The organism is Bacillus sp. FSL W8-0102, assembly GCF_038007225.1.
Taxonomy (GTDB): Bacteria; Bacillota; Bacilli; order Bacillales; family DSM-4216; genus Bacillus_O; species Bacillus_O smithii.
On the sequence record NZ_JBBOWT010000001.1, the window covers coordinates 100,585 to 123,326 of the forward strand.

Annotated in this window: 14 protein-coding genes, 8 tRNA genes, 4 rRNA genes and 1 other annotated feature; all 26 genes read left to right on the forward strand. The window is 44.0% G+C overall.

Going from position 1 to position 22,742, the window contains the following annotated elements:
* Positions 1-64: 64 nt before the first annotated feature.
* A 5S ribosomal RNA gene (rrf, locus tag N1I87_RS00470) occupies positions 65-180 on the forward strand.
* 6 nt (positions 181-186) lie between these two features.
* Positions 187-262 (forward strand) — tRNA-Val (locus tag N1I87_RS00475).
* A 65-nt stretch (positions 263-327) separates the two neighbouring features.
* Positions 328-400: transfer RNA gene (locus N1I87_RS00480), tRNA-Lys, on the forward strand.
* Positions 401-406: 6 nt separating this feature from the next.
* Positions 407-488, forward strand: a tRNA-Leu gene (locus N1I87_RS00485).
* 9 nt (positions 489-497) lie between these two features.
* A tRNA-Gly gene (locus N1I87_RS00490) sits at positions 498-572 on the forward strand.
* 7 nt (positions 573-579) lie between these two features.
* Positions 580-665: transfer RNA gene (locus N1I87_RS00495), tRNA-Leu, on the forward strand.
* A 7-nt stretch (positions 666-672) separates the two neighbouring features.
* A tRNA-Arg gene (locus N1I87_RS00500) sits at positions 673-749 on the forward strand.
* A 2-nt stretch (positions 750-751) separates the two neighbouring features.
* Positions 752-825, forward strand: a tRNA-Pro gene (locus tag N1I87_RS00505).
* A 16-nt stretch (positions 826-841) separates the two neighbouring features.
* Positions 842-917, forward strand: a tRNA-Ala gene (locus N1I87_RS00510).
* Positions 918-1,055: 138 nt separating this feature from the next.
* A 16S ribosomal RNA gene (locus N1I87_RS00515) occupies positions 1,056-2,610 on the forward strand.
* A gap of 135 nt (positions 2,611-2,745) precedes the next feature.
* Positions 2,746-5,678: ribosomal RNA gene (locus N1I87_RS00520) — 23S ribosomal RNA — on the forward strand.
* 76 nt (positions 5,679-5,754) lie between these two features.
* Positions 5,755-5,870, forward strand: a 5S ribosomal RNA gene (gene rrf, locus N1I87_RS00525).
* The 16S, 23S and 5S rRNA genes sit together here with 8 tRNA genes alongside, the layout of an rRNA operon.
* Positions 5,871-6,184: 314 nt before the next feature.
* A complete protein-coding gene (locus tag N1I87_RS00530; protein WP_270584763.1) occupies positions 6,185-7,744 on the forward strand; it encodes an IS1182 family transposase in 1,560 nt (519 codons plus the stop codon).
* 494 nt (positions 7,745-8,238) lie between these two features.
* Complete coding sequence (locus N1I87_RS00535) at positions 8,239-8,703, forward strand: CtsR family transcriptional regulator (RefSeq protein ID WP_371836624.1); 465 nt, start codon at positions 8,239-8,241, stop codon at positions 8,701-8,703.
* 16 nt (positions 8,704-8,719) lie between these two features.
* Positions 8,720-9,274 carry a UvrB/UvrC motif-containing protein gene (locus tag N1I87_RS00540; RefSeq protein WP_003354818.1) on the forward strand — a complete coding sequence of 185 codons (555 nt, stop codon included), beginning with the start codon at positions 8,720-8,722 and terminating at the stop codon, positions 9,272-9,274.
* Positions 9,264-10,334: a protein arginine kinase gene (locus N1I87_RS00545; RefSeq protein WP_048622356.1), complete on the forward strand. Its 1,071-nt coding sequence runs from the start codon at positions 9,264-9,266 to the stop codon at positions 10,332-10,334. Before N1I87_RS00540 ends, N1I87_RS00545 begins: the two co-directional genes overlap by 11 nt.
* A gap of 15 nt (positions 10,335-10,349) precedes the next feature.
* The gene (gene clpC, locus N1I87_RS00550; RefSeq protein ID WP_048622357.1) at positions 10,350-12,794 is read left to right on the forward strand and encodes an ATP-dependent protease ATP-binding subunit ClpC; all 2,445 of its coding nucleotides are present in this window, start codon (positions 10,350-10,352) and stop codon (positions 12,792-12,794) included.
* A 354-nt stretch (positions 12,795-13,148) separates the two neighbouring features.
* A complete protein-coding gene (gene radA / locus N1I87_RS00555; protein ID WP_341100198.1) occupies positions 13,149-14,522 on the forward strand; it encodes a DNA repair protein RadA in 1,374 nt (457 codons plus the stop codon).
* Positions 14,523-14,525: 3 nt separating this feature from the next.
* Positions 14,526-15,593 (forward strand): DNA integrity scanning diadenylate cyclase DisA, encoded by a 1,068-nt coding sequence (gene disA, locus N1I87_RS00560; protein WP_003354814.1) that lies wholly within the window; start codon positions 14,526-14,528, stop codon positions 15,591-15,593.
* 200 nt (positions 15,594-15,793) lie between these two features.
* Positions 15,794-16,879: a PIN/TRAM domain-containing protein gene (locus N1I87_RS00565; RefSeq protein ID WP_003354813.1), complete on the forward strand. Its 1,086-nt coding sequence runs from the start codon at positions 15,794-15,796 to the stop codon at positions 16,877-16,879.
* Between the two features lie 22 nt (positions 16,880-16,901).
* Complete coding sequence (gene ispD / locus N1I87_RS00570; RefSeq protein ID WP_270583437.1) at positions 16,902-17,591, forward strand: 2-C-methyl-D-erythritol 4-phosphate cytidylyltransferase; 690 nt, start codon at positions 16,902-16,904, stop codon at positions 17,589-17,591.
* Positions 17,592-17,608: 17 nt separating this feature from the next.
* Positions 17,609-18,085, forward strand: a complete 477-nt coding sequence (gene ispF, locus N1I87_RS00575; protein ID WP_003354811.1) for a 2-C-methyl-D-erythritol 2,4-cyclodiphosphate synthase — start codon at positions 17,609-17,611, stop codon at positions 18,083-18,085.
* Positions 18,086-18,274: 189 nt separating this feature from the next.
* Positions 18,275-19,732, forward strand: a complete 1,458-nt coding sequence (gene gltX / locus N1I87_RS00580; protein WP_341100202.1) for a glutamate--tRNA ligase — start codon at positions 18,275-18,277, stop codon at positions 19,730-19,732.
* 39 nt (positions 19,733-19,771) lie between these two features.
* Positions 19,772-20,009: a binding site (T-box leader), on the forward strand.
* Between the two features lie 269 nt (positions 20,010-20,278).
* The gene (gene epsC, locus N1I87_RS00585) at positions 20,279-20,944 is read left to right on the forward strand and encodes a serine O-acetyltransferase EpsC (protein WP_341100204.1); all 666 of its coding nucleotides are present in this window, start codon (positions 20,279-20,281) and stop codon (positions 20,942-20,944) included.
* Positions 20,925-22,322: a cysteine--tRNA ligase gene (gene cysS / locus N1I87_RS00590; protein ID WP_341100205.1), complete on the forward strand. Its 1,398-nt coding sequence runs from the start codon at positions 20,925-20,927 to the stop codon at positions 22,320-22,322. The genes epsC and cysS overlap by 20 nt, the downstream gene beginning before the upstream one ends.
* Positions 22,323-22,326: 4 nt before the next feature.
* On the forward strand, positions 22,327-22,731 hold the full coding sequence (locus N1I87_RS00595) for a Mini-ribonuclease 3 (protein WP_003354806.1): 405 nt from the start codon (positions 22,327-22,329) through the stop codon (positions 22,729-22,731).
* Positions 22,732-22,742 lie beyond the last annotated feature (11 nt).

Consider the following 22,742-nt stretch of genomic DNA (forward strand, 5'->3'; position numbering starts at 1 on the left):
GATCGGTGAAACTGCTTCTTCTATCTAGTTTTGAAGGAACAATCGTTCCGACAACTTCATACCGTCTGGTGGCGATGGCGAAGAGGTCACACCCGTTCCCATACCGAACACGGAAGTTAAGCTCTTCAGCGCCGATGGTAGTGAGGGGATTCCCCTTGCGAGAGTAGGACGCTGCCAGGCGATGATGGAGGTTTAGCTCAGCTGGGAGAGCACTTGCCTTACAAGCAAGGGGTCGGCGGTTCGATCCCGTCAACCTCCACCATTATTTTTCTATTCATTTTCCAATATATTCATGAGTACGAAAAGAAAACAAAATAATTCCATTATGAGCCATTAGCTCAGTCGGTAGAGCATCTGACTTTTAATCAGAGGGTCGGAGGTTCGAATCCTCCATGGCTCACTTTATGCGGGTGTGGCGGAATTGGCAGACGCACCAGACTTAGGATCTGGCGCCACAAGGCGTGGGGGTTCGACTCCCTTCACCCGCATATGTAAATGCGGAAGTAGTTCAGTGGTAGAACACCACCTTGCCAAGGTGGGGGTCGCGGGTTCGAGTCCCGTCTTCCGCTCCATTATCATGCCGGGGTGGCGGAATTGGCAGACGCACAGGACTTAAAATCCTGCGGTGGGTGACCACCGTGCCGGTTCGAGTCCGGCCCTCGGCACTCGCTTGCGCCCATAGCTCAATTGGATAGAGCGTCTGACTACGGATCAGAAGGTTAGGGGTTCGACTCCTCTTGGGCGCGCCATACGGGAAGTAGCTCAGCTTGGTAGAGCACATGGTTTGGGACCATGGGGTCGCAGGTTCGAATCCTGTCTTCCCGATTGAAATAAAAGTAATGGGGCCTTAGCTCAGCTGGGAGAGCGCCTGCTTTGCACGCAGGAGGTCAGTGGTTCGATCCCGCTAGGCTCCACCAAATAATTTTAAAAAAAGCTATTTACATTTTTATGTTTTTAAGCTACACTTAAAAAGTTGATTGAAAATGGATCCTTGAAAACTGAACAAAACGAAGCGTAAACCAATGTTTCAATCGAAACAAGCCAAATCAAATTTCTTTTTGGAGAGTTTGATCCTGGCTCAGGACGAACGCTGGCGGCGTGCCTAATACATGCAAGTCGAGCGGACTTTCAAGAAGCTTGCTTTTTGAAAGTTAGCGGCGGACGGGTGAGTAACACGTGGGCAACCTGCCTGCAAGACGGGGATAACACCGGGAAACCGGGGCTAATACCGGATAACATCTTTCTTCGCATGAAGGAAGGTTGAAAGGCGGCGCAAGCTGCCGCTTGCAGATGGGCCCGCGGCGCATTAGCTAGTTGGTGAGGTAACGGCTCACCAAGGCGACGATGCGTAGCCGACCTGAGAGGGTGATCGGCCACACTGGGACTGAGACACGGCCCAGACTCCTACGGGAGGCAGCAGTAGGGAATCTTCCGCAATGGACGAAAGTCTGACGGAGCAACGCCGCGTGAGCGAAGAAGGTCTTCGGATCGTAAAGCTCTGTTGTCAGGGAAGAACAAGTACCGTTCGAACAGGGCGGTACCTTGACGGTACCTGACCAGAAAGCCACGGCTAACTACGTGCCAGCAGCCGCGGTAATACGTAGGTGGCAAGCGTTGTCCGGAATTATTGGGCGTAAAGCGCGCGCAGGCGGTCTCTTAAGTCTGATGTGAAAGCCCACGGCTCAACCGTGGAGGGTCATTGGAAACTGGGAGACTTGAGTGCAGAAGAGGAGAGCGGAATTCCACGTGTAGCGGTGAAATGCGTAGAGATGTGGAGGAACACCAGTGGCGAAGGCGGCTCTCTGGTCTGTAACTGACGCTGAGGCGCGAAAGCGTGGGGAGCGAACAGGATTAGATACCCTGGTAGTCCACGCCGTAAACGATGAGTGCTAAGTGTTAGAGGGCTTCCACCCTTTAGTGCTGCAGCTAACGCATTAAGCACTCCGCCTGGGGAGTACGGCCGCAAGGCTGAAACTCAAAGGAATTGACGGGGGCCCGCACAAGCGGTGGAGCATGTGGTTTAATTCGAAGCAACGCGAAGAACCTTACCAGGTCTTGACATCCTTCGCTACCTCTAGAGATAGAGGGTTCCCCTTCGGGGGACGGAGTGACAGGTGGTGCATGGTTGTCGTCAGCTCGTGTCGTGAGATGTTGGGTTAAGTCCCGCAACGAGCGCAACCCTTGACCTTAGTTGCCAGCATTCAGTTGGGCACTCTAAGGTGACTGCCGGTGACAAACCGGAGGAAGGTGGGGATGACGTCAAATCATCATGCCCCTTATGACCTGGGCTACACACGTGCTACAATGGATGGTACAAAGGGTCGCGAAACCGCGAGGTGGAGCCAATCCCAAAAAACCATTCTCAGTTCGGATTGCAGGCTGCAACTCGCCTGCATGAAGCCGGAATCGCTAGTAATCGCGGATCAGCATGCCGCGGTGAATACGTTCCCGGGCCTTGTACACACCGCCCGTCACACCACGAGAGTTTGCAACACCCGAAGTCGGTGAGGTAACCCTTACGGGAGCCAGCCGCCGAAGGTGGGGCAGATGATTGGGGTGAAGTCGTAACAAGGTAGCCGTATCGGAAGGTGCGGCTGGATCACCTCCTTTCTAAGGATATATGAATGAGCGCTTTCGTTTTGTTCAGTTTTGAAGGATTTCATCCTTCCAAGTTGTTCCTTGAAAACTAGATAGAAGAAAGAAGCAGCATAAACCGAGTATCGCCATCTAGGATAAAACCAACATGGTTAAGTTAGAAAGGGCGCACGGTGGATGCCTTGGCACTAGGAGCCGATGAAGGACGGGACTAACTCCGAAAAGCTCCGGGGAGCTGTACGTAAGCGTTGATCCGGAGATTTCCGAATGGGGAAACCCGCTGCCCGTAATGGGGCAGCATCCTTGCCTGAATCCATAGGGTAAGGAAGGCAACCCGGGGAACTGAAACATCTAAGTACCCGGAGGAAGAGAAAGCAACAGCGATTCCCTGAGTAGCGGCGAGCGAAACGGGAACAGCCCAAACCAGAAGGCTTGCCTTCTGGGGTTGTAGGACACCAATTGTGGAGTTACAAAGGAACGAGGTAGACGAAGAGGTCTGGAAAGGCCCGTCAGAGAAGGTAACAACCCTGTAGTCGAAACTTCGTTCCCTCCCTGGTGGATCCTGAGTACGGCGGGACACGAGGAATCCCGTCGGAAGCTGGGAGGACCATCTCCCAAGGCTAAATACTCCCTAGTGACCGATAGTGAACCAGTACCGTGAGGGAAAGGTGAAAAGCACCCCGGGAGGGGAGTGAAAGAGAACCTGAAACCGTGTGCCTACAAGTAGTCAGAGCCCGTTTATGGGTGATGGCGTGCCTTTTGTAGAATGAACCGGCGAGTTGCGATCTCATGCGAGGTTAAGTCGGAAAGACGGAGCCGCAGCGAAAGCGAGTCTGAACAGGGCGCATGAGTATGGGGTCGCAGACCCGAAACCAGGTGATCTACCCATGTCCAGGGTGAAGGTGAGGTAACACTTACTGGAGGCCCGAACCCACGCACGTTGAAAAGTGCGGGGATGAGGTGTGGGTAGGGGTGAAATTCCAATCGAACTTGGAGATAGCTGGTTCTCTCCGAAATAGCTTTAGGGCTAGCCTCAAGGGAAGAGTCTTGGAGGTAGAGCACTGTTTGGACTAGGGGCCCTCATCGGGTTACCGAATTCAGACAAACTCCGAATGCCAGTGACTTATCCTTGGGAGTCAGACTGCGAGTGATAAGATCCGTGGTCAAAAGGGAAACAGCCCAGACCGCCAGCTAAGGTCCCAAAGTATACGTTAAGTGGAAAAGGATGTGGAATTGCTTAGACAACCAGGATGTTGGCTTAGAAGCAGCCACCATTCAAAGAGTGCGTAATAGCTCACTGGTCGAGTGATTCTGCGCCGAAAATGTACCGGGGCTAAACGTATCACCGAAGCTGCGGGTGGACACCTTCGGGTGTCCGCGGTAGGAGAGCGTTCTAAGGGCAGAGAAGCCGGACCGGAAGGACCGGTGGAGCGCTTAGAAGTGAGAATGCCGGTATGAGTAGCGAAAGAAGGGTGAGAATCCCTTCCACCGAATGCCTAAGGTTTCCTGAGGAAGGCTCGTCCTCTCAGGGTTAGTCGGGACCTAAGCCGAGGCCGACAGGCGTAGGCGATGGACAACAGGTTGATATTCCTGTACCACCTCTTTTCCGTTTGAGCGATGGGGGGACGCAGGAGGATAGGGTAAGCGCACTGTTGGATGTGCGTCCAAGCAGTGAGAGGGGCAGCGAGGCAAATCCCGTTGCCACTAACCTCAAGCTGTGACGGCGAGGGAAATATAGTACCGAAGTTCCTGATTCCACACTGCCAAGAAAAGCCTCTAGCGAGGAAAAAGGTGCCCGTACCGCAAACCGACACAGGTAGGCGAGGAGAGAATCCTAAGGTGTGCGAGAGAACTCTCGTTAAGGAACTCGGCAAAATGACCCCGTAACTTCGGGAGAAGGGGTGCTTTTTGGGGTGCATAGCCCCGAGAAGCCGCAGTGAATAGGCCCAGGCGACTGTTTAGCAAAAACACAGGTCTCTGCGAAGCCGTAAGGCGAAGTATAGGGGCTGACGCCTGCCCGGTGCTGGAAGGTTAAGGGGAGCGCTTAAAGCTTTGCTTGAAGGTGCGAACCGAAGCCCCAGTAAACGGCGGCCGTAACTATAACGGTCCTAAGGTAGCGAAATTCCTTGTCAGGTAAGTTCTGACCCGCACGAAAGGCGTAACGATCTGGGCACTGTCTCAACGAGAGACTCGGTGAAATTATAGTACCTGTGAAGATGCAGGTTACCCGCGACAGGACGGAAAGACCCCGTGGAGCTTTACTGCAGCCTGATATTGAATTTTGGTACAGCTTGTACAGGATAGGTAGGAGCCTGAGAGACATGAGCGCCAGCTTGTGTGGAGGCGCCGGTGGGATACTACCCTGGCTGTACTGAAATTCTAACCCGCACCCCTGATCGGGGTGGGAGACAGTGTCAGGTGGGCAGTTTGACTGGGGCGGTCGCCTCCTAAAAGGTAACGGAGGCGCCCAAAGGTTCCCTCAGAATGGTTGGAAATCATTCGCAGAGTGCAAAGGCAGAAGGGAGCTTGACTGCGAGACCTACAAGTCGAGCAGGGACGAAAGTCGGGCTTAGTGATCCGGTGGTTCCGTATGGAAGGGCCATCGCTCAACGGATAAAAGCTACCCCGGGGATAACAGGCTTATCTCCCCCAAGAGTCCACATCGACGGGGAGGTTTGGCACCTCGATGTCGGCTCATCGCATCCTGGGGCTGTAGTCGGTCCCAAGGGTTGGGCTGTTCGCCCATTAAAGCGGTACGCGAGCTGGGTTCAGAACGTCGTGAGACAGTTCGGTCCCTATCCGTCGCGGGCGCAGGAAATTTGAGAGGAGCTGTCCTTAGTACGAGAGGACCGGGATGGACGCACCGCTGGTGTACCAGTTGTCTCGCCAGAGGCATCGCTGGGTAGCTATGTGCGGAAGGGATAAGTGCTGAAAGCATCTAAGCATGAAGCCCCCCTCAAGATGAGATTTCCCATTTCTTCGGAAAGTAAGATCCCTGAAAGATGATCAGGTAGATAGGTCCGAGGTGGAAGCGTGGTGACACGTGGAGCTGACGGATACTAATCGATCGAGGACTTAACCAAATGAAAGAGCGAGATCGGTGAAACTGCTTCTTCTATCTAGTTTTGAAGGAACAATCGTTCCGACAACTTCATACCGTCTGGTGGCGATGGCGAAGAGGTCACACCCGTTCCCATACCGAACACGGAAGTTAAGCTCTTCAGCGCCGATGGTAGTGAGGGGATTCCCCTTGCGAGAGTAGGACGCTGCCAGGCAAAAAAAGAGGGTGTCCCAAAAGTATAGCTTTTAGGGACACCCATTTTTTGTGAATGGTTCTTTGAACCTGGTCTGTTGATTTCCGTTCCAGGCGCTTCGCTTTCCGCGGGCGTGCCGGGGAGCCTCCTCGTCGCTTACGCTCCTGCGGGGTCTCCCCTGTCCCGTACTCCCGCAGGAGTCTTCGCGCCTTCCACTCCAATCAACAGAGTGAAAAATTAATCTTGAAACTCTGTACAAAAAAATAAAGAAAATCGTTCTTTTTTGGTATAATTTAGTCACTACAACCAATCTACCGGAAAGGAACGATTTTCTTATGTACATAAATTATACCACGACAGGACAATTAGTTCTACCAATGGATATAGAAGTTCTAATCCCCGAACATCATCTTTGCCGAATTGTGGATTTGGCAGTAGAAAAGATGAATCCAAACATCCTTCTTTCTCTTCATCCTGGTGGCGGCCGCCCGCCTTACCATCCCAAAATGATGTTAAAAATTATCCTTTATGCCTACGTCAATCGAATTTATTCTTCCCGGCAAATTGCTAAACAACTGGGAGAAAACATTTATTTTATGTGGCTTTCGGGAAACCAAAAACCTGATTTTCGTACAATCAATCGATTTCGCTCCAATCGTATGAAGGATGTCATTTATGAAACCTTCTTCGGAATTGTGGATCTTTTATGCCAGGAGGGGTTAGTAAAGCTTGAAGATTATTATTTTGATGGAACGAAAATTGAAGCTAACGCTAATCGATATACTTTTGTTTGGAGGAAGGCGACCGAAAAGTTCGATACAAAGCTGGATGAGAAATACAAACAGATCGTCTTATCGATTGAGGAAGTAATGAAAGAAGATGAGCAAGCTGAAAAAGAAATGGATTTTCAAGAAAAATTGGAGGCAGCTCCTGTTACCTCCGAGAAAATCCAAGAGACCATCAAAAAGGTAGAGAAAAAATTAGAACAGGAACCTACAAATCGAACCCTGAAAAAAGCAAAACGACAATTGGAAAAGGATCTTTTGCCCAGAAAGCAAAAATATGAAGAACAAAAAGCAACATTTGGCGACCGAAACAGCTATTCAAAAACGGATAAAGATGCCACTTTCATGCGCATGAAAGAAGACCACATGAAGAACGGTCAATTAAAGGCTGGTTACAATGTACAAATCGGAACGGAAGGACAATTTATCACAGGGTTCAGTCTACATCAACGTGCCGGAGATCCCGGCTGCCTAATTCCTCACTTTGAATTAATGAAAAAGTATAATCGGCCAAAACCAAAGACACTCATTGCCGATTCTGGTTATGGTAGCGAAGAAAACTATGATTATTGTGAAAAGGAAGAAATGGAAGCACTGGTTAAATACAACACATTCGATAAGGAACAAACAAAAGCTTGGAAAAATCAAATCGGTAAATTGGAGAACATGACTTATGACGAGGAATTAGACGAATGGATCTGTGCAAATAATAAACGACTTACCTTTAGTTACGAAAGAAAACGGAAATCAGAAAATGGGTATGAATCGGTGAAACGAACTTACATGTGCACAGACTGCTATGGATGCCCTTTTCAATCTTCTTGTGCAAAAGGAAAGAACACAAAAAGCATCAGTGTTTCCATGAAGAATCAGAAGCAGCGCCAAGAAGTCCGTGAAAGATTAACCTCGGAGGAAGCGAAAAAGAAGTATAGACAACGAAAAATAGAAGTGGAGCCAGTATTTGCTCAAATTAAGCACAACAGCCACTTCCAACGATTTACATTAAGAGGCCTTTCCAAAACAACGGTGGAATGGGGTCTTATTTGTGTTGCCCACAATTTGAAAAAGTGGGCAACATACACTGAAAAACAACAAAAAGTGAGGGAATAAAACAGGGGAATGATCTTCTGTGCACGAATTACAACCAATAATATCCAATAAATCATTCTAAAGAAAAAGGCTGAGCCCTAAAAAGTCGATTTTATCGACCTTTTGGGTCAGCCTCTTTTTTTGTGCACCAAGAATAGGAGCAATTTATTTGCGTTAAATTTCATTGAAACGCCGTCTATCGGACAGGAGGGGCTAATCCCCTTTTTTCCTACTCGATTATCGAGCAAAATCTAGTATTTTTTAATTTGTTCTTTTCTTTTTGCGCCAAAAAAGAATAAAATGGCCGAGAATTGTTAACATTATTGATCGTAAGAATAAAATAATTGAAAAGAGAAATGTCGTGAAGGGATTCTTGGCTTTTGCGGCAAGTCGATTTGCAGCATTCATTTTTTTGTTATGAAAAAGCGGATCATACATACTTAAAAATTGCCAAACAAGAGTTATTTCCGTTATAATTAATGTCAAATATAGTCAAAGTCAGAAGAGGAGGAGGCTTGGTGAGAAACATATCGGACATTATTGAAAATTACTTAAAAAAAGTTTTAGAAATGAGCGAAAGTGAAATTGTAGAAATAAAAAGAAGTGAAATTGCCGATAAATTTCAATGTGTCCCTTCTCAAATTAATTATGTGATAAACACAAGATTTACGATTGAAAGAGGCTATTTAGTGGAAAGCAAAAGAGGCGGCGGTGGATATATACGCATCATGAAAGTTCAGACTCATGATCAATCCCACTTAATAGACCAGTTGATTTCCTTAGTCGGGAATCGAATTTCTCAAGCGAACGCCGAACAGATTGTATATAGATTAGTGGAAGAAGAGGTTATTTCCAAAAGGGAAGCCAAAATTATGATCAGTGTTATGGATCGCTCTGTTTTATATATTGATTTGCCGGAGCGGGACGAGTTAAGAGCGAGAATGCTTAAGGCGATGCTTTTAACTTTAAAATTCAAGTAATGGAGAGGTGAATATTGTGATATGCCAGGAATGTCATCTGCGCCCAGCCACTCTTCATTTCACAAAGATCATTAACGGAGAAAAAACAGAATTTCATTTGTGTGAGCACTGTGCAAAAGAAAAAGGGGAATTTTCTTTTTTTGGAGGAAGCCAAGGGTTTTCCATTAACAACCTTCTAGCGGGATTGTTTAACGTTGAGCCTGTTTTTCAAAAGGTAGATCAGAATCCTTTTGTTCAGCCGGATGAATTGCAATGCGACTATTGTCATATGACGTTTCAACAATTTGTGAATACAGGGAAATTTGGCTGTTCGCACTGTTACAAAACGTTTGCGGACCATATAGATTCTATATTAAAACGACTACATGGAGGAAATAATGCTCATCATGGCAAAATCCCTAAACGAAAAGGAGGAGCCCTGCACTTAAAAAAGAAAATTGCCCATTTGAAGCAGCAACTTCAGTCGTTAGTAGCTAAAGAGGAGTTTGAAAAAGCGGCGCAAGTCCGTGATGAAATTCGCTCTCTTGAAAGTCAAATCAATCAAGAGGGAGGAGAAAATCATGTCTCTTGAGAAATTTATTAATCATGCTGTAAGTTCTTGGATGAAAAACGAAGGCCCTCACTCTGACATCGTATTGAGTTCCCGAATCAGGCTGGCTCGGAATTTAGAAAATCATCAATTTCCTACCGTTTTTTCTGGCGATGAGGCGATGAAAGTCGTGCATGAAGTGGGAGAAGCTTTAAAAAGGTTTCCCGGGATGAATGAAAATCCTCTGGAATTGCTGTTAATGAATGAACTGCAGCCGCTTCAAAAAAGAGTGCTTGTAGAAAAGCATCTCATTAGTCCTCTTCTCGCAGAAGGTACCAATTACGGAGCTGTTTTTTTGTCAGAAAATGAAGATATCAGCATTATGGTGAACGAAGAAGATCATATTCGTATACAATGCCTGGCTTCTGGATTACAATTAAAGGAAACTTTAGTTAAAGCCAACCAAATTGATGATTTGATCGAAGAAAAAGTTCCATATGCTTTTGACGAAAAAATCGGCTATCTCACGAGTTGTCCCACAAATGTTGGCACCGGCCTTCGCGCATCCGTCATGGTTCATCTTCCGGCACTTGTCATGACTCAACAAATGAATCAGATCATTCCGGCAATTAATCAATTAGGACTGGTCGTCCGAGGAATTTATGGTGAAGGAAGCCAATCAGTGGGGAATTTATTCCAAATCTCTAATCAGCTGACATTAGGGAAATCAGAAGAGGAAATCGTTAACGATTTAATAAGCGTTGTTTCCCAAATTATTGATCAAGAAAGATCCGCTAGAGAAGCATTGGTCAAAACAAATCATATACAATTGGAAGACAGGATTTTCCGTTCCTATGGAGTGTTGGCCAATTCGCGTATTATTGAATCAAAAGAAGCAGCTCAATGTCTTTCCGATGTTAGATTAGGTATAGATTTAGGTTATATTAATACTATTTCTAAGAATGTTTTAAATGAATTATTGATTTTAACTCAGCCGGGATTTTTGCAACAGTATGCAGGAGCTTCGCTTCGCCCCGAGGAACGAGATGTACGCAGAGCGACATTGATTCGGGAAAAATTAAGACAGGAACATGGATATTAAAGGAGGAGAAAAGAGATGATGTTTGGGAGATTTACCGAAAGGGCTCAGAAAGTTCTGGCATTAGCTCAAGAAGAGGCAATCCGTCTTGGACACAATAATATCGGAACCGAGCATATTTTATTAGGGTTGGTAAGGGAAGGCGAAGGAATTGCGGCGAAGGCTCTTTACGGTTTAGGTTTGAGCCCTGAAAAAATTCAGAATGAAGTGGAGAATTTAATTGGGAAAGGCCAAGGAGTCGCCCAAACCATTCATTATACGCCAAGGGCTAAAAAAGTAATTGAGCTTTCAATGGATGAAGCCAGAAAACTGGGACATTCTTATGTTGGTACCGAGCATATTTTACTCGGGTTGATCCGAGAAGGCGAAGGTGTTGCGGCCCGCGTATTGAACAATTTAGGAATTAGTTTAAATAAAGCTCGTCAACAAGTGCTGCAGCTTTTAGGAAGCAATGAAACGAATGGGCATGCATCAGGATCGTCCGCCCATGCCAATACGCCGACACTGGATAGCTTGGCTAGAGATTTGACAGCTATTGCTCGCGACGGAAAACTTGATCCTGTGATCGGACGCAGTAAAGAAATTCAACGTGTGATTGAAGTGTTAAGCCGCAGAACGAAAAACAATCCAGTATTGATTGGTGAACCGGGTGTTGGGAAAACAGCCATTGCGGAAGGATTAGCCCAACAAATTGTCAATAATGAAGTGCCGGAAACTCTTCGTGATAAACGAGTTATGACATTGGATATGGGGACCGTTGTAGCCGGAACGAAATATCGAGGAGAATTTGAAGACCGTTTGAAAAAAGTCATGGATGAAATCCGGCAAGCTGGAAATATTATTTTGTTTATCGACGAGCTTCATACTTTAATCGGTGCGGGAGGAGCAGAAGGCGCCATTGACGCATCCAATATATTGAAGCCGGCATTGGCAAGAGGCGAGTTGCAATGCATTGGAGCAACAACATTAGATGAATATCGCAAATATATCGAAAAAGATGCTGCTTTGGAAAGACGCTTTCAGCCTATTCAAGTAGATGAACCGACCATTGAAGAATCGATTCAAATTTTAAAAGGGCTAAGAGATCGCTACGAAGCACATCACCGTGTATCCATTACAGATGAGGCGATTGAAGCGGCGGTTAAATTATCGGATCGTTATATTTCGGATCGTTTCTTGCCGGATAAAGCGATTGACCTTATTGATGAAGCAGGCTCGAAAGTAAGATTACGCTCCTTTACCACTCCTCCGAATTTAAAAGAACTGGAGCAAAAACTTGAAGAAATTAGAAAAGAAAAAGATGCAGCTGTACAAAGCCAAGAATTTGAAAAAGCAGCTTCTTTAAGAGACGCTGAGCAAAAATTGCGCGAGCAGTTGGAAGAAACGAAAAAATCTTGGAAAGAAAAACAAGGAAAAGAAAACAGCGAAGTGACGGTTGAAGATATTGCGACAGTTGTTTCCAGCTGGACAGGAATTCCTGTTTCCAAATTGGCACAAACTGAAACAGAAAGATTGTTAAATCTTGAAGAAATTCTACATTCGCGGGTCATTGGCCAGGAAGAAGCTGTAAAAGCGGTGGCTAAAGCTGTTCGTCGTGCACGGGCAGGATTAAAAGATCCAAAACGTCCAATCGGCTCCTTTATTTTCCTCGGACCGACCGGAGTTGGGAAAACAGAGCTGGCTAGAGCATTGGCGGAAGCTATGTTTGGCGATGAAGATGCTATGATCCGAATCGATATGTCAGAATACATGGAGAAACATTCGACTTCCCGTTTAGTTGGCTCTCCTCCTGGTTATGTCGGATTTGAGGAAGGCGGACAATTGACAGAAAAGGTTAGACGTAAGCCATATTCTGTTATATTGCTAGACGAAATTGAAAAAGCGCATCCGGATGTTTTCAACATTCTTCTTCAAGTATTAGAAGACGGCCGTTTAACTGATTCAAAAGGTAGAACGGTTGATTTCCGGAATACAGTTCTGATAATGACGTCCAATGTGGGCGCTGAAGCGTTGAAGAAAAACAAGTATGTTGGATTTAATATTCAGGACGGCGAGCAGGAATTTAAAGATATGAAAGGGAAAGTGCTGGAAGAACTCAAAAGAGCATTTCGTCCTGAATTTTTAAATCGAATTGACGAAATTATTGTGTTCCATTCGTTGGAAAAAGATCAATTGAAACAGATTGTTTCGTTAATGTCTGATCAATTAACCAAACGTTTGAAAGAGCAGCATATTGAGCTTGAACTGACCGATAAAGCAAAAGAGAAAATTGCCGAAGAAGGATACGATCCTGAATATGGAGCTCGTCCGTTGCGTCGGGCGATCCAGAAACATATTGAAGATCGGCTGTCGGAAGAACTTTTAAAAGGCAATATCCATCCAGGACAAAATGTCGTGATTGACGTGGAAAATAACGAATTCGTCGTAAAAACAAAACAACCGTCAATTGGAGTAATGGAATGACATCTAAAAAGTACCCTATCCCGATTCTGGAAGAATTCGGATCTAAAGCCGTTACAACATCCCTTTGATGCCTGGATATATCGAAAGTTATTTGGCTTCGTTAAAGTTATCAGTTAGCAGGTCAGGGAGTTATCAGGCTTTTGAATAAAAGACCTTTTCCCAAGGAAATTTGAGGATGATGTCTGTCCAGGGGGAAATCAACAAGAGGTACGCGTATGATAAGCATCCGTGTACCTCTTTTTTATCTTGGATTGTTATAATAATCTCACACATCTGTAAGGCAAATTCCAGAGGAAATGAATTGTTTCACATGAATGTTCAAATGTTTTCATAATATAAAGGAAGAGGATCCATATGGTAAAGAAAAAAACAAAATTTATTTGTCAATCATGCGGATATGAATCGCCGAAATGGATGGGGAGATGTCCCGGATGCGGGGAATGGAACCAAATGGTGGAAGAAGTGGATATGACGGGCCGACAAAAGAAAACATTTATTCATTCCGAATCTTCGGGGATTTCGAAGCCATCACCGCTCATTACAGTACAATCAACGGAAGAGCCTAGAACGATAACCAATATGAAAGAATTTAACCGTGTTTTAGGCGGGGGAATCGTCGCCGGCTCTCTTGTTTTAATCGGAGGAGATCCGGGTATCGGAAAGTCGACATTGTTGCTGCAAATTTCCAGCCAGCTAGCGAGCGGAGGCCATAAAGTTTTATATATATCCGGAGAAGAATCGGCGAAACAAATCAAACTTCGTGCAGATCGCTTGAATGTGGATTCTAGCAATCTCTATATCTATTCAGAAACCAATTTGGAATTAATAAACCTTGCGATCGAGCAATTAAATCCGGAATTTGTCATCATTGATTCGATTCAAACTGTCTACCACCCTGAAGTTACTTCTGCCCCGGGCAGCGTTTCCCAAGTGCGGGAAAGTACGGCCGAATTCATGAGAATGGCGAAGGTCCAAGGAATGGCTATCTTTATTGTAGGGCACGTAACGAAAGAAGGCTCGATTGCCGGTCCTAGAATTTTGGAGCATATGGTTGATACAGTTCTTTATTTTGAAGGGGAGCGGCATCATTCTTACCGCATTTTAAGAGCGGTTAAAAACCGCTTTGGTTCTACAAATGAGATGGGAATTTTTGAAATGAAAGAAACCGGACTCATAGAGGTGGAAAATCCGTCGGAAATCTTTTTGGAGGAGCGTGCGCAAAGTGCATCGGGGTCAACGGTAGTTGCTTCTATGGAAGGGACACGCCCCGTGTTGGTAGAGATACAGGCATTGATAGCACCGACCAGTTTTAATTATCCGCGTCGAATGGCCACAGGGATCGATCATAATAGAGTGTCTCTTTTAATGGCGGTATTGGAAAAAAGGGTCGGCCTTCTGCTTCAAAATCAAGATGCTTATTTAAAAGTGGCTGGGGGAGTCAAGCTTGATGAACCTGCCATTGATTTAGCGGTTGCTGTCAGTATTGTGTCCAGTTTCCGCGACAAGCCGACACGATCAACAGATTGTATAATTGGAGAAGTAGGATTAACCGGCGAAGTCAGAAGGGTAACGAGAATTGAACAGCGAGTGCGAGAAGCAGAAAAGCTGGGATTTTCCCGTGTCATTATTCCGGCCCATAATCTTGGTGGTTGGAATACTCCAGGGAAAATAGAGGTGATTGGAGTTTCAACAGTAGAAGAAGCATTGGAGTATGCGTTGGGAGGATAGAGAATGGAGGATAAAAAGGAGAAAACCATCTCAGATATTCTAAAATTAGTGGCTCCTGGAACACCTATTCGTGAAGGGATAGACAATGTTTTAAGAGCCAAAACGGGCGGCCTAATTGTCATGGGCTACAATGAGAAAGTGAAAGAATTGGTGGATGGCGGCTTTTATATAGATTGTGATTTCACACCAAGCAATTTATATGAATTGGCCAAAATGGATGGAGCGATTATTTTGAATGAAACGGGTACCAAAGTCATTTTGGCGAATGCCCATCTTGCTCCTGATTCGTCCATTCCTTCATCGGAAACGGGGATGCGCCATCGGACGGCTGAGAGAGTCGCCAGGCAAACGAATTCATTAGTCATTGCGATTTCACAAAGAAGAAATGTCATTACTTTATATCAGGGAAAGTTCCGTTACGCGCTAAAAGACATTGGAGTCATTTTGACTAAAGCGAATCAAGCCATACAAACTTTGGAAAAATATAAAATGGTCCTCGATCAAGCCATTGCCAATTTGACCATGCTGGAATTTGAGGAATTGGTTACATATAGCGATGTTTTGCAAGTTCTCCATAAAATTGAAATGGTTCTGCGGATTAAAAAAGAATTGTTGGCTTATTTAAACGAGCTTGGTGTGGAGGGGCGTCTGATACAACTGCAGATGAATGAATTGCTGTCTGACATGGAAGACGAGGCCATGCTGATTATTCGCGACTATTCAAAAGACCGTCAAGTTAAACCATTTGAAGTGCTCTCCAAATTTCAAGAGCTGGTGACGAATGAACTGCTGGATGATTCGGTTTTATTAAAGCTTCTTGGTTTTTCGGGCCACGTTCCGATCGAAGAAGGAATATGTCCCAGAGGCTATCGTGCTTTAAGAAAAATTCCGCGCCTTCCTATCGTTATCATCGAAAATTTAATTTCAAAGTTTAAATGGCTGCCGGAAATTGTGAAAGCGGATGTCGATAAACTGGATGACGTAGAAGGGATTGGAGAAGTGCGGGCGCGAAAAATAAAAGAAGGATTAAAGTTAATAAAGGATCAAATGTTAGCTGATCGTCAATTATAGAGAGAGGCATTCATTTAAATTGACAGTTGCATTGTGGGATGTTACTCTCAAGTTACTAAGATTTTCCTGAAATCAGGCGGCAAATTTTTCAAATGTAAAGAAAATTTTTCATCTATGTTATAATAAAAAATTATTCTCTTTGCAAAGGTTATAATAAAAGAAAAGTGTTTATAATGGTAAAGAGGAGGTGAATGTTGTACATGCTAAGACGTATTGTGCAAGCCATTTTTATCATTTTGGGTGGAACATTAGGTCTGTTTGTTTTGCCGGAATTATTTCATTTATTGAAATTGCCTGAGGCAAGATTATTGTACAATCCATACACAACTACTGTTTTAGGAGCCATTATATTTTATTTATTGACTTTCTGGGCTGTGGATTATGTTGTGAATTTTGTAAAATGGATCGAAGACCGGTTGGTTAAAATGCCGGTTGTGGATATGATATCAGGATGTGTTGGGTTGATTGTGGGGTTGATTGTCGCTTATTTATTAGGGATCCCGCTCAACAAAATTGAAATTCCCATCATTAATACAGTTGCCCCGATTTTTTTGACTTTGCTTTTAGGGTATTTAGGTTTTCAAGTGGGTTTTAAGAAAAGAGATGAAATCAAAGCATTATTTACGTCGAATAGAGTAAGCAGAAGAAAGGAAAGCGAGCCCGAATCGCCCGAACGGAAAACATTTAAAATTTTGGATACGAGTGTCATCATTGATGGCAGAATTGCGGATATTTGCCAGACTGGATTTTTGGAAGGTGTGATCGTGATCCCTCAATTTGTTCTCGAAGAGCTTCAGCATATCGCCGATTCGGCGGATGCGCTGAAAAGAAATCGGGGACGAAGAGGGCTGGATGTATTAAACCGAATTCAAAAAGAACTCCCTATTGAAGTTCAGATTTACGAAGGAGATTTTGAAGAAATCCAAGAAGTGGACAGCAAGCTTGTGAAACTGGCAAAAGTAATGAACGGAATCGTTGTCACAAATGACTATAATTTAAACAAAGTATGTGAATTTCAAAAAGTTCCGGTTTTGAATATTAATGATTTAGCTAATGCCGTGAAGCCAATTGTTCTTCCGGGTGAAGAAATAAACGTTCAAGTGATTAAAGATGGGAAAGAACATAATCAAGGCGTTGCTTATTTAGATGACGGAACCATGATTGTGGTAGAGGAAGGAAAAGACTTTATCGGAAAACAAATTGACGTTCTAGTCACAAGCGTTTTGCAAACATCTGCGGGACGAATGATTTTTGCCAAACCTAAATTATTAGAAAAAGCATTATAAGCGATAATGGAGTTGGATAAGTATGAATTATCAAGTAGTCATTCCGGCAGCCGGGCAAGGAAAACGGATGAGAGCCAAAAAGAACAAATTATTGATGGAATTGCGCGGCTTGCCGGTGATTGTTCATACTTTAAAAGTTTTTGAAAGCGATCCTTGGTGTGAAGGGATTATTTTAGCCACTCAACCAGAGGAAAAGGAAATATTTTTATCATTGGTGAAACAACACGGAATTACAAAGGTTCAGTCCATCGTTGCGGGCGGGCGAGAACGACAGCATAGTGTTCGAAGCGGCTTGAATATGTTAAAAAACTGCAAGGCTGTTCTTGTCCATGATGGAGCCCGTCCTTTTATCACCATCAACGTCATTCATCGATTAGTGGATCGGTTAACGGAGTTTCCTGCTGCGATCGCTGCTGTTCCTGTGAAAGATACGATCAAAAAAGGGGCAGATGGTTTGGTGTCTGAAACGATTGATCGATCAAGCTTGTGGTCAGTACAAACGCCACAAGCTTTTCGTGTGCCAATTTTGTTAGAGGCACACGAAGCGGCAGAACGGGATTCTTTTCTAGGCACGGATGACTCTTCCTTAGTAGAAAGGCTTGGAATTCCGGTTCAAATTGTCGAAGGAGATTATGATAATATTAAATTGACGACTCCAGAAGATTTATTTTTTGCTGAAGCTATTTTAAACAAACGTTTGAATGAACAATGACAAAGGAGTTAAAAGAAATGTTTCGAGTGGGACAAGGATTTGATGTTCATCAATTGGTGGAAAACCGGCCTTTGATAATAGGCGGTGTCCATATTCCTTATGAAAAAGGACTGCTGGGTCATTCAGATGCGGATGTTTTGCTGCATGCCATAGCAGACGCCTGTTTAGGGGCTATTGGAGAAGGAGATATAGGATCCCATTTTCCTGATACAGATCCTGCTTTTAAAGATGCTGACTCATCTTTTTTGCTTTCCCATGTATGGAAATTGGTGCAAGAAAAGGGGTTCCGATTGAGCAATGTCGATGGCACTATCATCGCTCAAAAGCCTAAAATGGCCCCTTACATTGGACAAATGCGGGAAAACATTGCAAGAATTTTAGAAGCAGATATCAGCCAAGTAAATATCAAAGCTACGACCACGGAAAAACTGGGATTCCCCGGGAGAGGCGAGGGGATTGCTTCTTTGGCTGTGGTCCTGATTGAGAAAGAATGAGAATAACCTTTATTCAATAAGGCAAAGATGATAAAATACTACAGGAAGAAAACGTATAGAGAATTTTTATTGATCAGGATAGATGGCAGTTTCTGTTTTCTGCTTTTTCAGCAAAAGAGTCGAAACAACGGCGGCAGAAACATACATCGAATCGATTAGCGCTTGAATTCAAGAGGAGGCATTCAAATAATGGCTAGTGAAATACGTGTGCGATATGCTCCGAGCCCGACAGGACATTTGCATATTGGAAATGCACGCACCGCATTGTTTAATTATTTATTCGCCAGAAGCCGAGGCGGAAAGTTTGTGATCCGGATTGAAGATACCGACCAAAAACGGAATATAGAAGGCGGCGAGCAAAGTCAGCTAAAATATCTAAAATGGCTTGGAATGGACTGGGATGAAGGCGTTGATATCGGCGGTCCATATGGGCCATACCGTCAGTCGGAACGCACGGATATATACAAAAAATATTATGAAGACCTGTTGGAAAGAGGTCTTGCTTATAAATGTTATTGTACGGAAGAGGAATTAGAAGCAGAACGGGAAGCTCAGCTTGCCCGAGGAGAAATGCCGAGATATTCGGGTAAATGCCGCCATTTAACAAAAGAACAGCAGGAAGCTTTGGAAGCGGAAGGACGTCAGCCTAGCATTCGTTTTCGCGTGCCAGAAGGAAAAATATATGAATTTGATGATATTGTCAAAGACCATGTGTCTTTTGAATCGGACGGAATCGGCGATTTTGTCATTGTGAAAAAAGACGGAATGCCGACATACAATTTTGCGGTTGCGATCGATGATCATTTAATGGGCATGACTCACGTTCTCCGCGGTGATGACCATATTTCTAATACGCCTAAACAATTGATGATTTACGAAGCTTTTGGTTGGGAACCGCCGAAATTTGGTCATATGACTTTGATCGTCAATGAAAACCGCAAGAAATTGAGCAAACGCGATGAATCCATTATTCAGTTTATCGAACAGTATGAAGAACTTGGCTATCTGCCGGAAGCGTTGTTTAATTTCATTGCATTATTGGGATGGTCTCCAAAAGGAGAAGAAGAAATTTTCTCAAGAGAAGAGTTCATCGAAATTTTTGACCCGGCCCGTCTTTCTAAATCTCCTGCTGTTTTTGACAAGCAAAAGCTTATGTGGATGAATAACCAATATATGAAACAGCTGGAATTGGACAAGGTAGTGGAGTTGTCTCTTCCACATCTTATTAAAGCAGGTCGCGTTTCGGAAAACTTGTCTCCGGATGAAGAACAATGGATAAGAAAATTAATCGCTCTTTATCAAGAACAAATGAGTTATGGAGCGGAAATTGTAGAGCTATCCGAGCTGTTCTTTAAAGATAAAATTGAGTATAATGAAGATGCAAAGGCCATTCTTTCCGAAGAGCAAGTGCCGGAAGTCCTAGAATCCTTTTTAAATAAAATTCGTGAACTCGATGTGTTTGAAGCTGCTGAAATTAAAAAGACGATTAAGGCTGTTCAAAAAGAGACAGGCCATAAAGGGAAAAAGCTGTTCATGCCGATTCGTGTGGCTGTGACAGGGCAAATGCACGGTCCTGAACTTCCGAACACGATTGAGCTTCTCGGAAAAGACAAAGTGGTTGAACGAATTGAAAATCTTCTTCGTTAACATTATTTTTCGAAAAACAATATATTGAATACCATAAAGGATAAAGCGTTGATGAGGAGAAGTAGAAACCGATGTTTGACAGAGAGAACCATCATCGGCTGAAAGTGGTTTAAACCTCTCGGTTTTCGAAATGCACCTCGGAGTCCGCATCTGAAATGCCTGATAGGGTTAAAGTAAGATGCGGCGGCAGCCTCCGTTACAGGAATTGAGTTTGGGGAACAGGTCAGTTGGCTGATGTTCTCAAACAGAGTGGAACCGCGCTGAAAGCGTCTCTGTCTTTTACAGGGACGCTTTTTTGCATAAAGGGAAACCTTTAAATGAGGGGGGTTCTTGTTTGCAGCTGGCTATTTAAAAAGCTGAATGCTTTGCCAAATTAGTCTCCTTTTTTGCATGAAAATAAAAATCGGGATGAAGAAAAAGCACCTAATAAACGAAAATAAAAGTCATAGCCGAATACAGGATCTGCTTTTATTGCCAATCTTGATATAAGGAAGCAAGAGCGGTAATTAGCTGTACAAAATCATGAATGTAAAGGAGGAGAGATGAATGTTTAAAACATTAAAAGAAGATATTGAAGTGGTTTTCGAACAGGATCCAGCTGCAAGAAGCTATCTTGAAGTCATCTTGACTTATTCTGGCTTGCACGCCATTTGGGCTCATCGGATTGCGCATGCCTTGTTTAAAAGAAAATTTTATTTTCTTGCGAGAGTGATTTCGCAAATAAGCCGCTTTTTTACCGGAATTGAAATCCATCCTGGAGCCAAAATTGGCCGCAGATTATTTATAGATCATGGAATGGGAGTTGTGATTGGCGAGACTTGTGAAATTGGTGATAATGTGACACTTTATCAAGGCGTTACTCTCGGCGGCACAGGGAAGGAAAAAGGAAAACGCCATCCAACCGTCAAAGATAATGCGCTGATTGCAACGGGTGCAAAAGTGCTTGGTTCCATTACAATTGGAGAGAATTCAAAAATAGGGGCTGGTTCGGTTGTTTTAAAAGATGTTCCCCCGAATTCTACGGTTGTTGGCATTCCCGGAAGAATTGTCGTACAAAATGGGAAAAAAATCAAAAAGGATTTAAATCACCGCGACTTGCCGGATCCGATTGCAGATCGTTTACGTGAAATGGAACAGGAAATAAAAAGACTTCGAGAGGAAATCGAAAACTTGCGGAAAGGGGAAAAAGAAAATGTCAATTCAACTTTATAATACGCTTACTAGGCGCAAGGAGCCTTTCGTTCCCCTGGAAAAAGGGAAAGTGAAAATGTATGTATGCGGCCCGACTGTATACAATTATATTCATATTGGAAACGCCCGCCCCGCGATCGTCTTTGATACAGTGCGAAGATATCTGGAATTTCGTGGATACGATGTCCAATACGTTTCCAATTTCACAGACGTGGATGATAAATTGATACGGGCGGCAAGAGAACTGGGAGAAGATGTCCCGACACTTGCCAATCGGTTTATCCACGCTTATTTTGAAGATGTAGAAGCCCTCGGTTGCAAACGGGCGGACATTCATCCTCGAGTTACGGAAAATATGGACATCATCATTGAATTTATTCGAACGTTGGAAGAGAAAGGTTATGCTTACGAAGTAGACGGTGATGTTTATTACCGCACGAGAAAGTTTAAAGACTACGGGAAGCTTTCCCATCAATCCATTGATGAATTGAAAGTGGGAGCCCGTATCGAGGTTGGCGAGAAAAAAGAAGACGCTCTTGATTTTGCGTTGTGGAAAGCGGCAAAGGAAGGCGAAATTTCTTGGGATAGCCCGTGGGGAAAAGGACGTCCCGGATGGCATATTGAATGTTCGGCGATGGCTCGCCATTATTTAGGAGATACTATTGATATTCATGCGGGTGGGCAAGATTTAACGTTCCCTCACCACGAAAACGAAATTGCTCAATCAGAAGCTCTTTCCGGCAAGACATTTGCTCGTTATTGGATGCATAACGGTTATATTAATATTAATAATGAGAAGATGTCCAAGTCGCTAGGAAATTTCGTTTTGGTCCATGATATTATTCAAAAGCATGATCCCGACGCGTTGAGGTTTTTTATGCTGTCTGTCCATTACCGCCATCCGATCAATTACAGCGAAGAATTGCTGGAAAACGCTAAAACATCGCTGGAACGGTTGAAAACTTCTTATCAAAATTTAAAACACAGGAAAGAAGCCAGTACCAATTTAACCGAAAATGATCATGAATGGATAGAAAAAATTCAAAAGCTTCACGATGAGTTTGTGAAGGAAATGGATGATGATTTCAACACGGCGAACGCCATTTCGGTTTTGTTTGAACTGTCCCGGCAAGCCAATTACTATTTGATGGAGAAACATACGTCTGAAAAAGTCATTTCCGCATTTATGAAAGAATTCGAAGATCTCTTTTCCGTCTTGGGATTGAAGCTGGAAGTGAATGAGTGGCTGGATGAAGAGATCGAGCAGCTGATTGAAAAGCGGAACCAAGCACGCAAGGAGCGCAATTTTCAGCTGGCGGATGAAATTAGGGATCAATTAAAGAATATGAATATTATTTTGGAAGATACGCCGCAAGGGACGAGATGGAAAAGAGGATAAAAGAATGATGGAATTTGAACAAATGGAGGACGCTGAACAATTAAATGGCCTGGCGCTGGCTTATATGGGCGACGCGATCTATGAAGTATATGTTCGCCGACATCTTTTAGTAAACGGATATGTCAAACCGAATCGTCTGCACAAAGCTGCCACTCATTATGTTTCAGCCAAAGCGCAGGCTATGATTTTGAAAAAATTGATCGATGATCACGTTCTTTCCGAAACGGAGTTGTCTATAGTAAAAAGGGGAAGAAATGCAAAATCCGGCACGGTTCCGAAAAATACCGATGTGCAAACCTATCGCTACAGCACTGCTTTTGAAGCATTGATCGGCTATTTGTTTTTAACGGGGCAGTCATCCCGATTGAATGACATCATCGATCAATCTTTACAAATACCAACAGATTAAAAGGAGGAGGA

Excerpts from the sequence above, each read along its gene's own strand:
- N1I87_RS00530 (WP_270584763.1), top strand. The coding sequence starts at position 6,185 with ATGTACATAAATTATACCACGACAGGACAATTAGTTCTACCAATGGAT.
- N1I87_RS00545 (WP_048622356.1), top strand. The coding sequence starts at position 9,264 with ATGTCTCTTGAGAAATTTATTAATCATGCTGTAAGTTCTTGGATGAAA.
- clpC (WP_048622357.1), top strand. The coding sequence starts at position 10,350 with ATGATGTTTGGGAGATTTACCGAAAGGGCTCAGAAAGTTCTGGCATTA.
- radA (WP_341100198.1), top strand. The coding sequence starts at position 13,149 with ATGGTAAAGAAAAAAACAAAATTTATTTGTCAATCATGCGGATATGAA.
- disA (WP_003354814.1), top strand. The coding sequence starts at position 14,526 with ATGGAGGATAAAAAGGAGAAAACCATCTCAGATATTCTAAAATTAGTG.
- N1I87_RS00565 (WP_003354813.1), top strand. The coding sequence starts at position 15,794 with ATGCTAAGACGTATTGTGCAAGCCATTTTTATCATTTTGGGTGGAACA.
- ispD (WP_270583437.1), top strand. The coding sequence starts at position 16,902 with ATGAATTATCAAGTAGTCATTCCGGCAGCCGGGCAAGGAAAACGGATG.
- ispF (WP_003354811.1), top strand. The coding sequence starts at position 17,609 with ATGTTTCGAGTGGGACAAGGATTTGATGTTCATCAATTGGTGGAAAAC.
- gltX (WP_341100202.1), top strand. The coding sequence starts at position 18,275 with ATGGCTAGTGAAATACGTGTGCGATATGCTCCGAGCCCGACAGGACAT.
- epsC (WP_341100204.1), top strand. The coding sequence starts at position 20,279 with ATGTTTAAAACATTAAAAGAAGATATTGAAGTGGTTTTCGAACAGGAT.
- cysS (WP_341100205.1), top strand. The coding sequence starts at position 20,925 with ATGTCAATTCAACTTTATAATACGCTTACTAGGCGCAAGGAGCCTTTC.
- N1I87_RS00595 (WP_003354806.1), top strand. The coding sequence starts at position 22,327 with ATGATGGAATTTGAACAAATGGAGGACGCTGAACAATTAAATGGCCTG.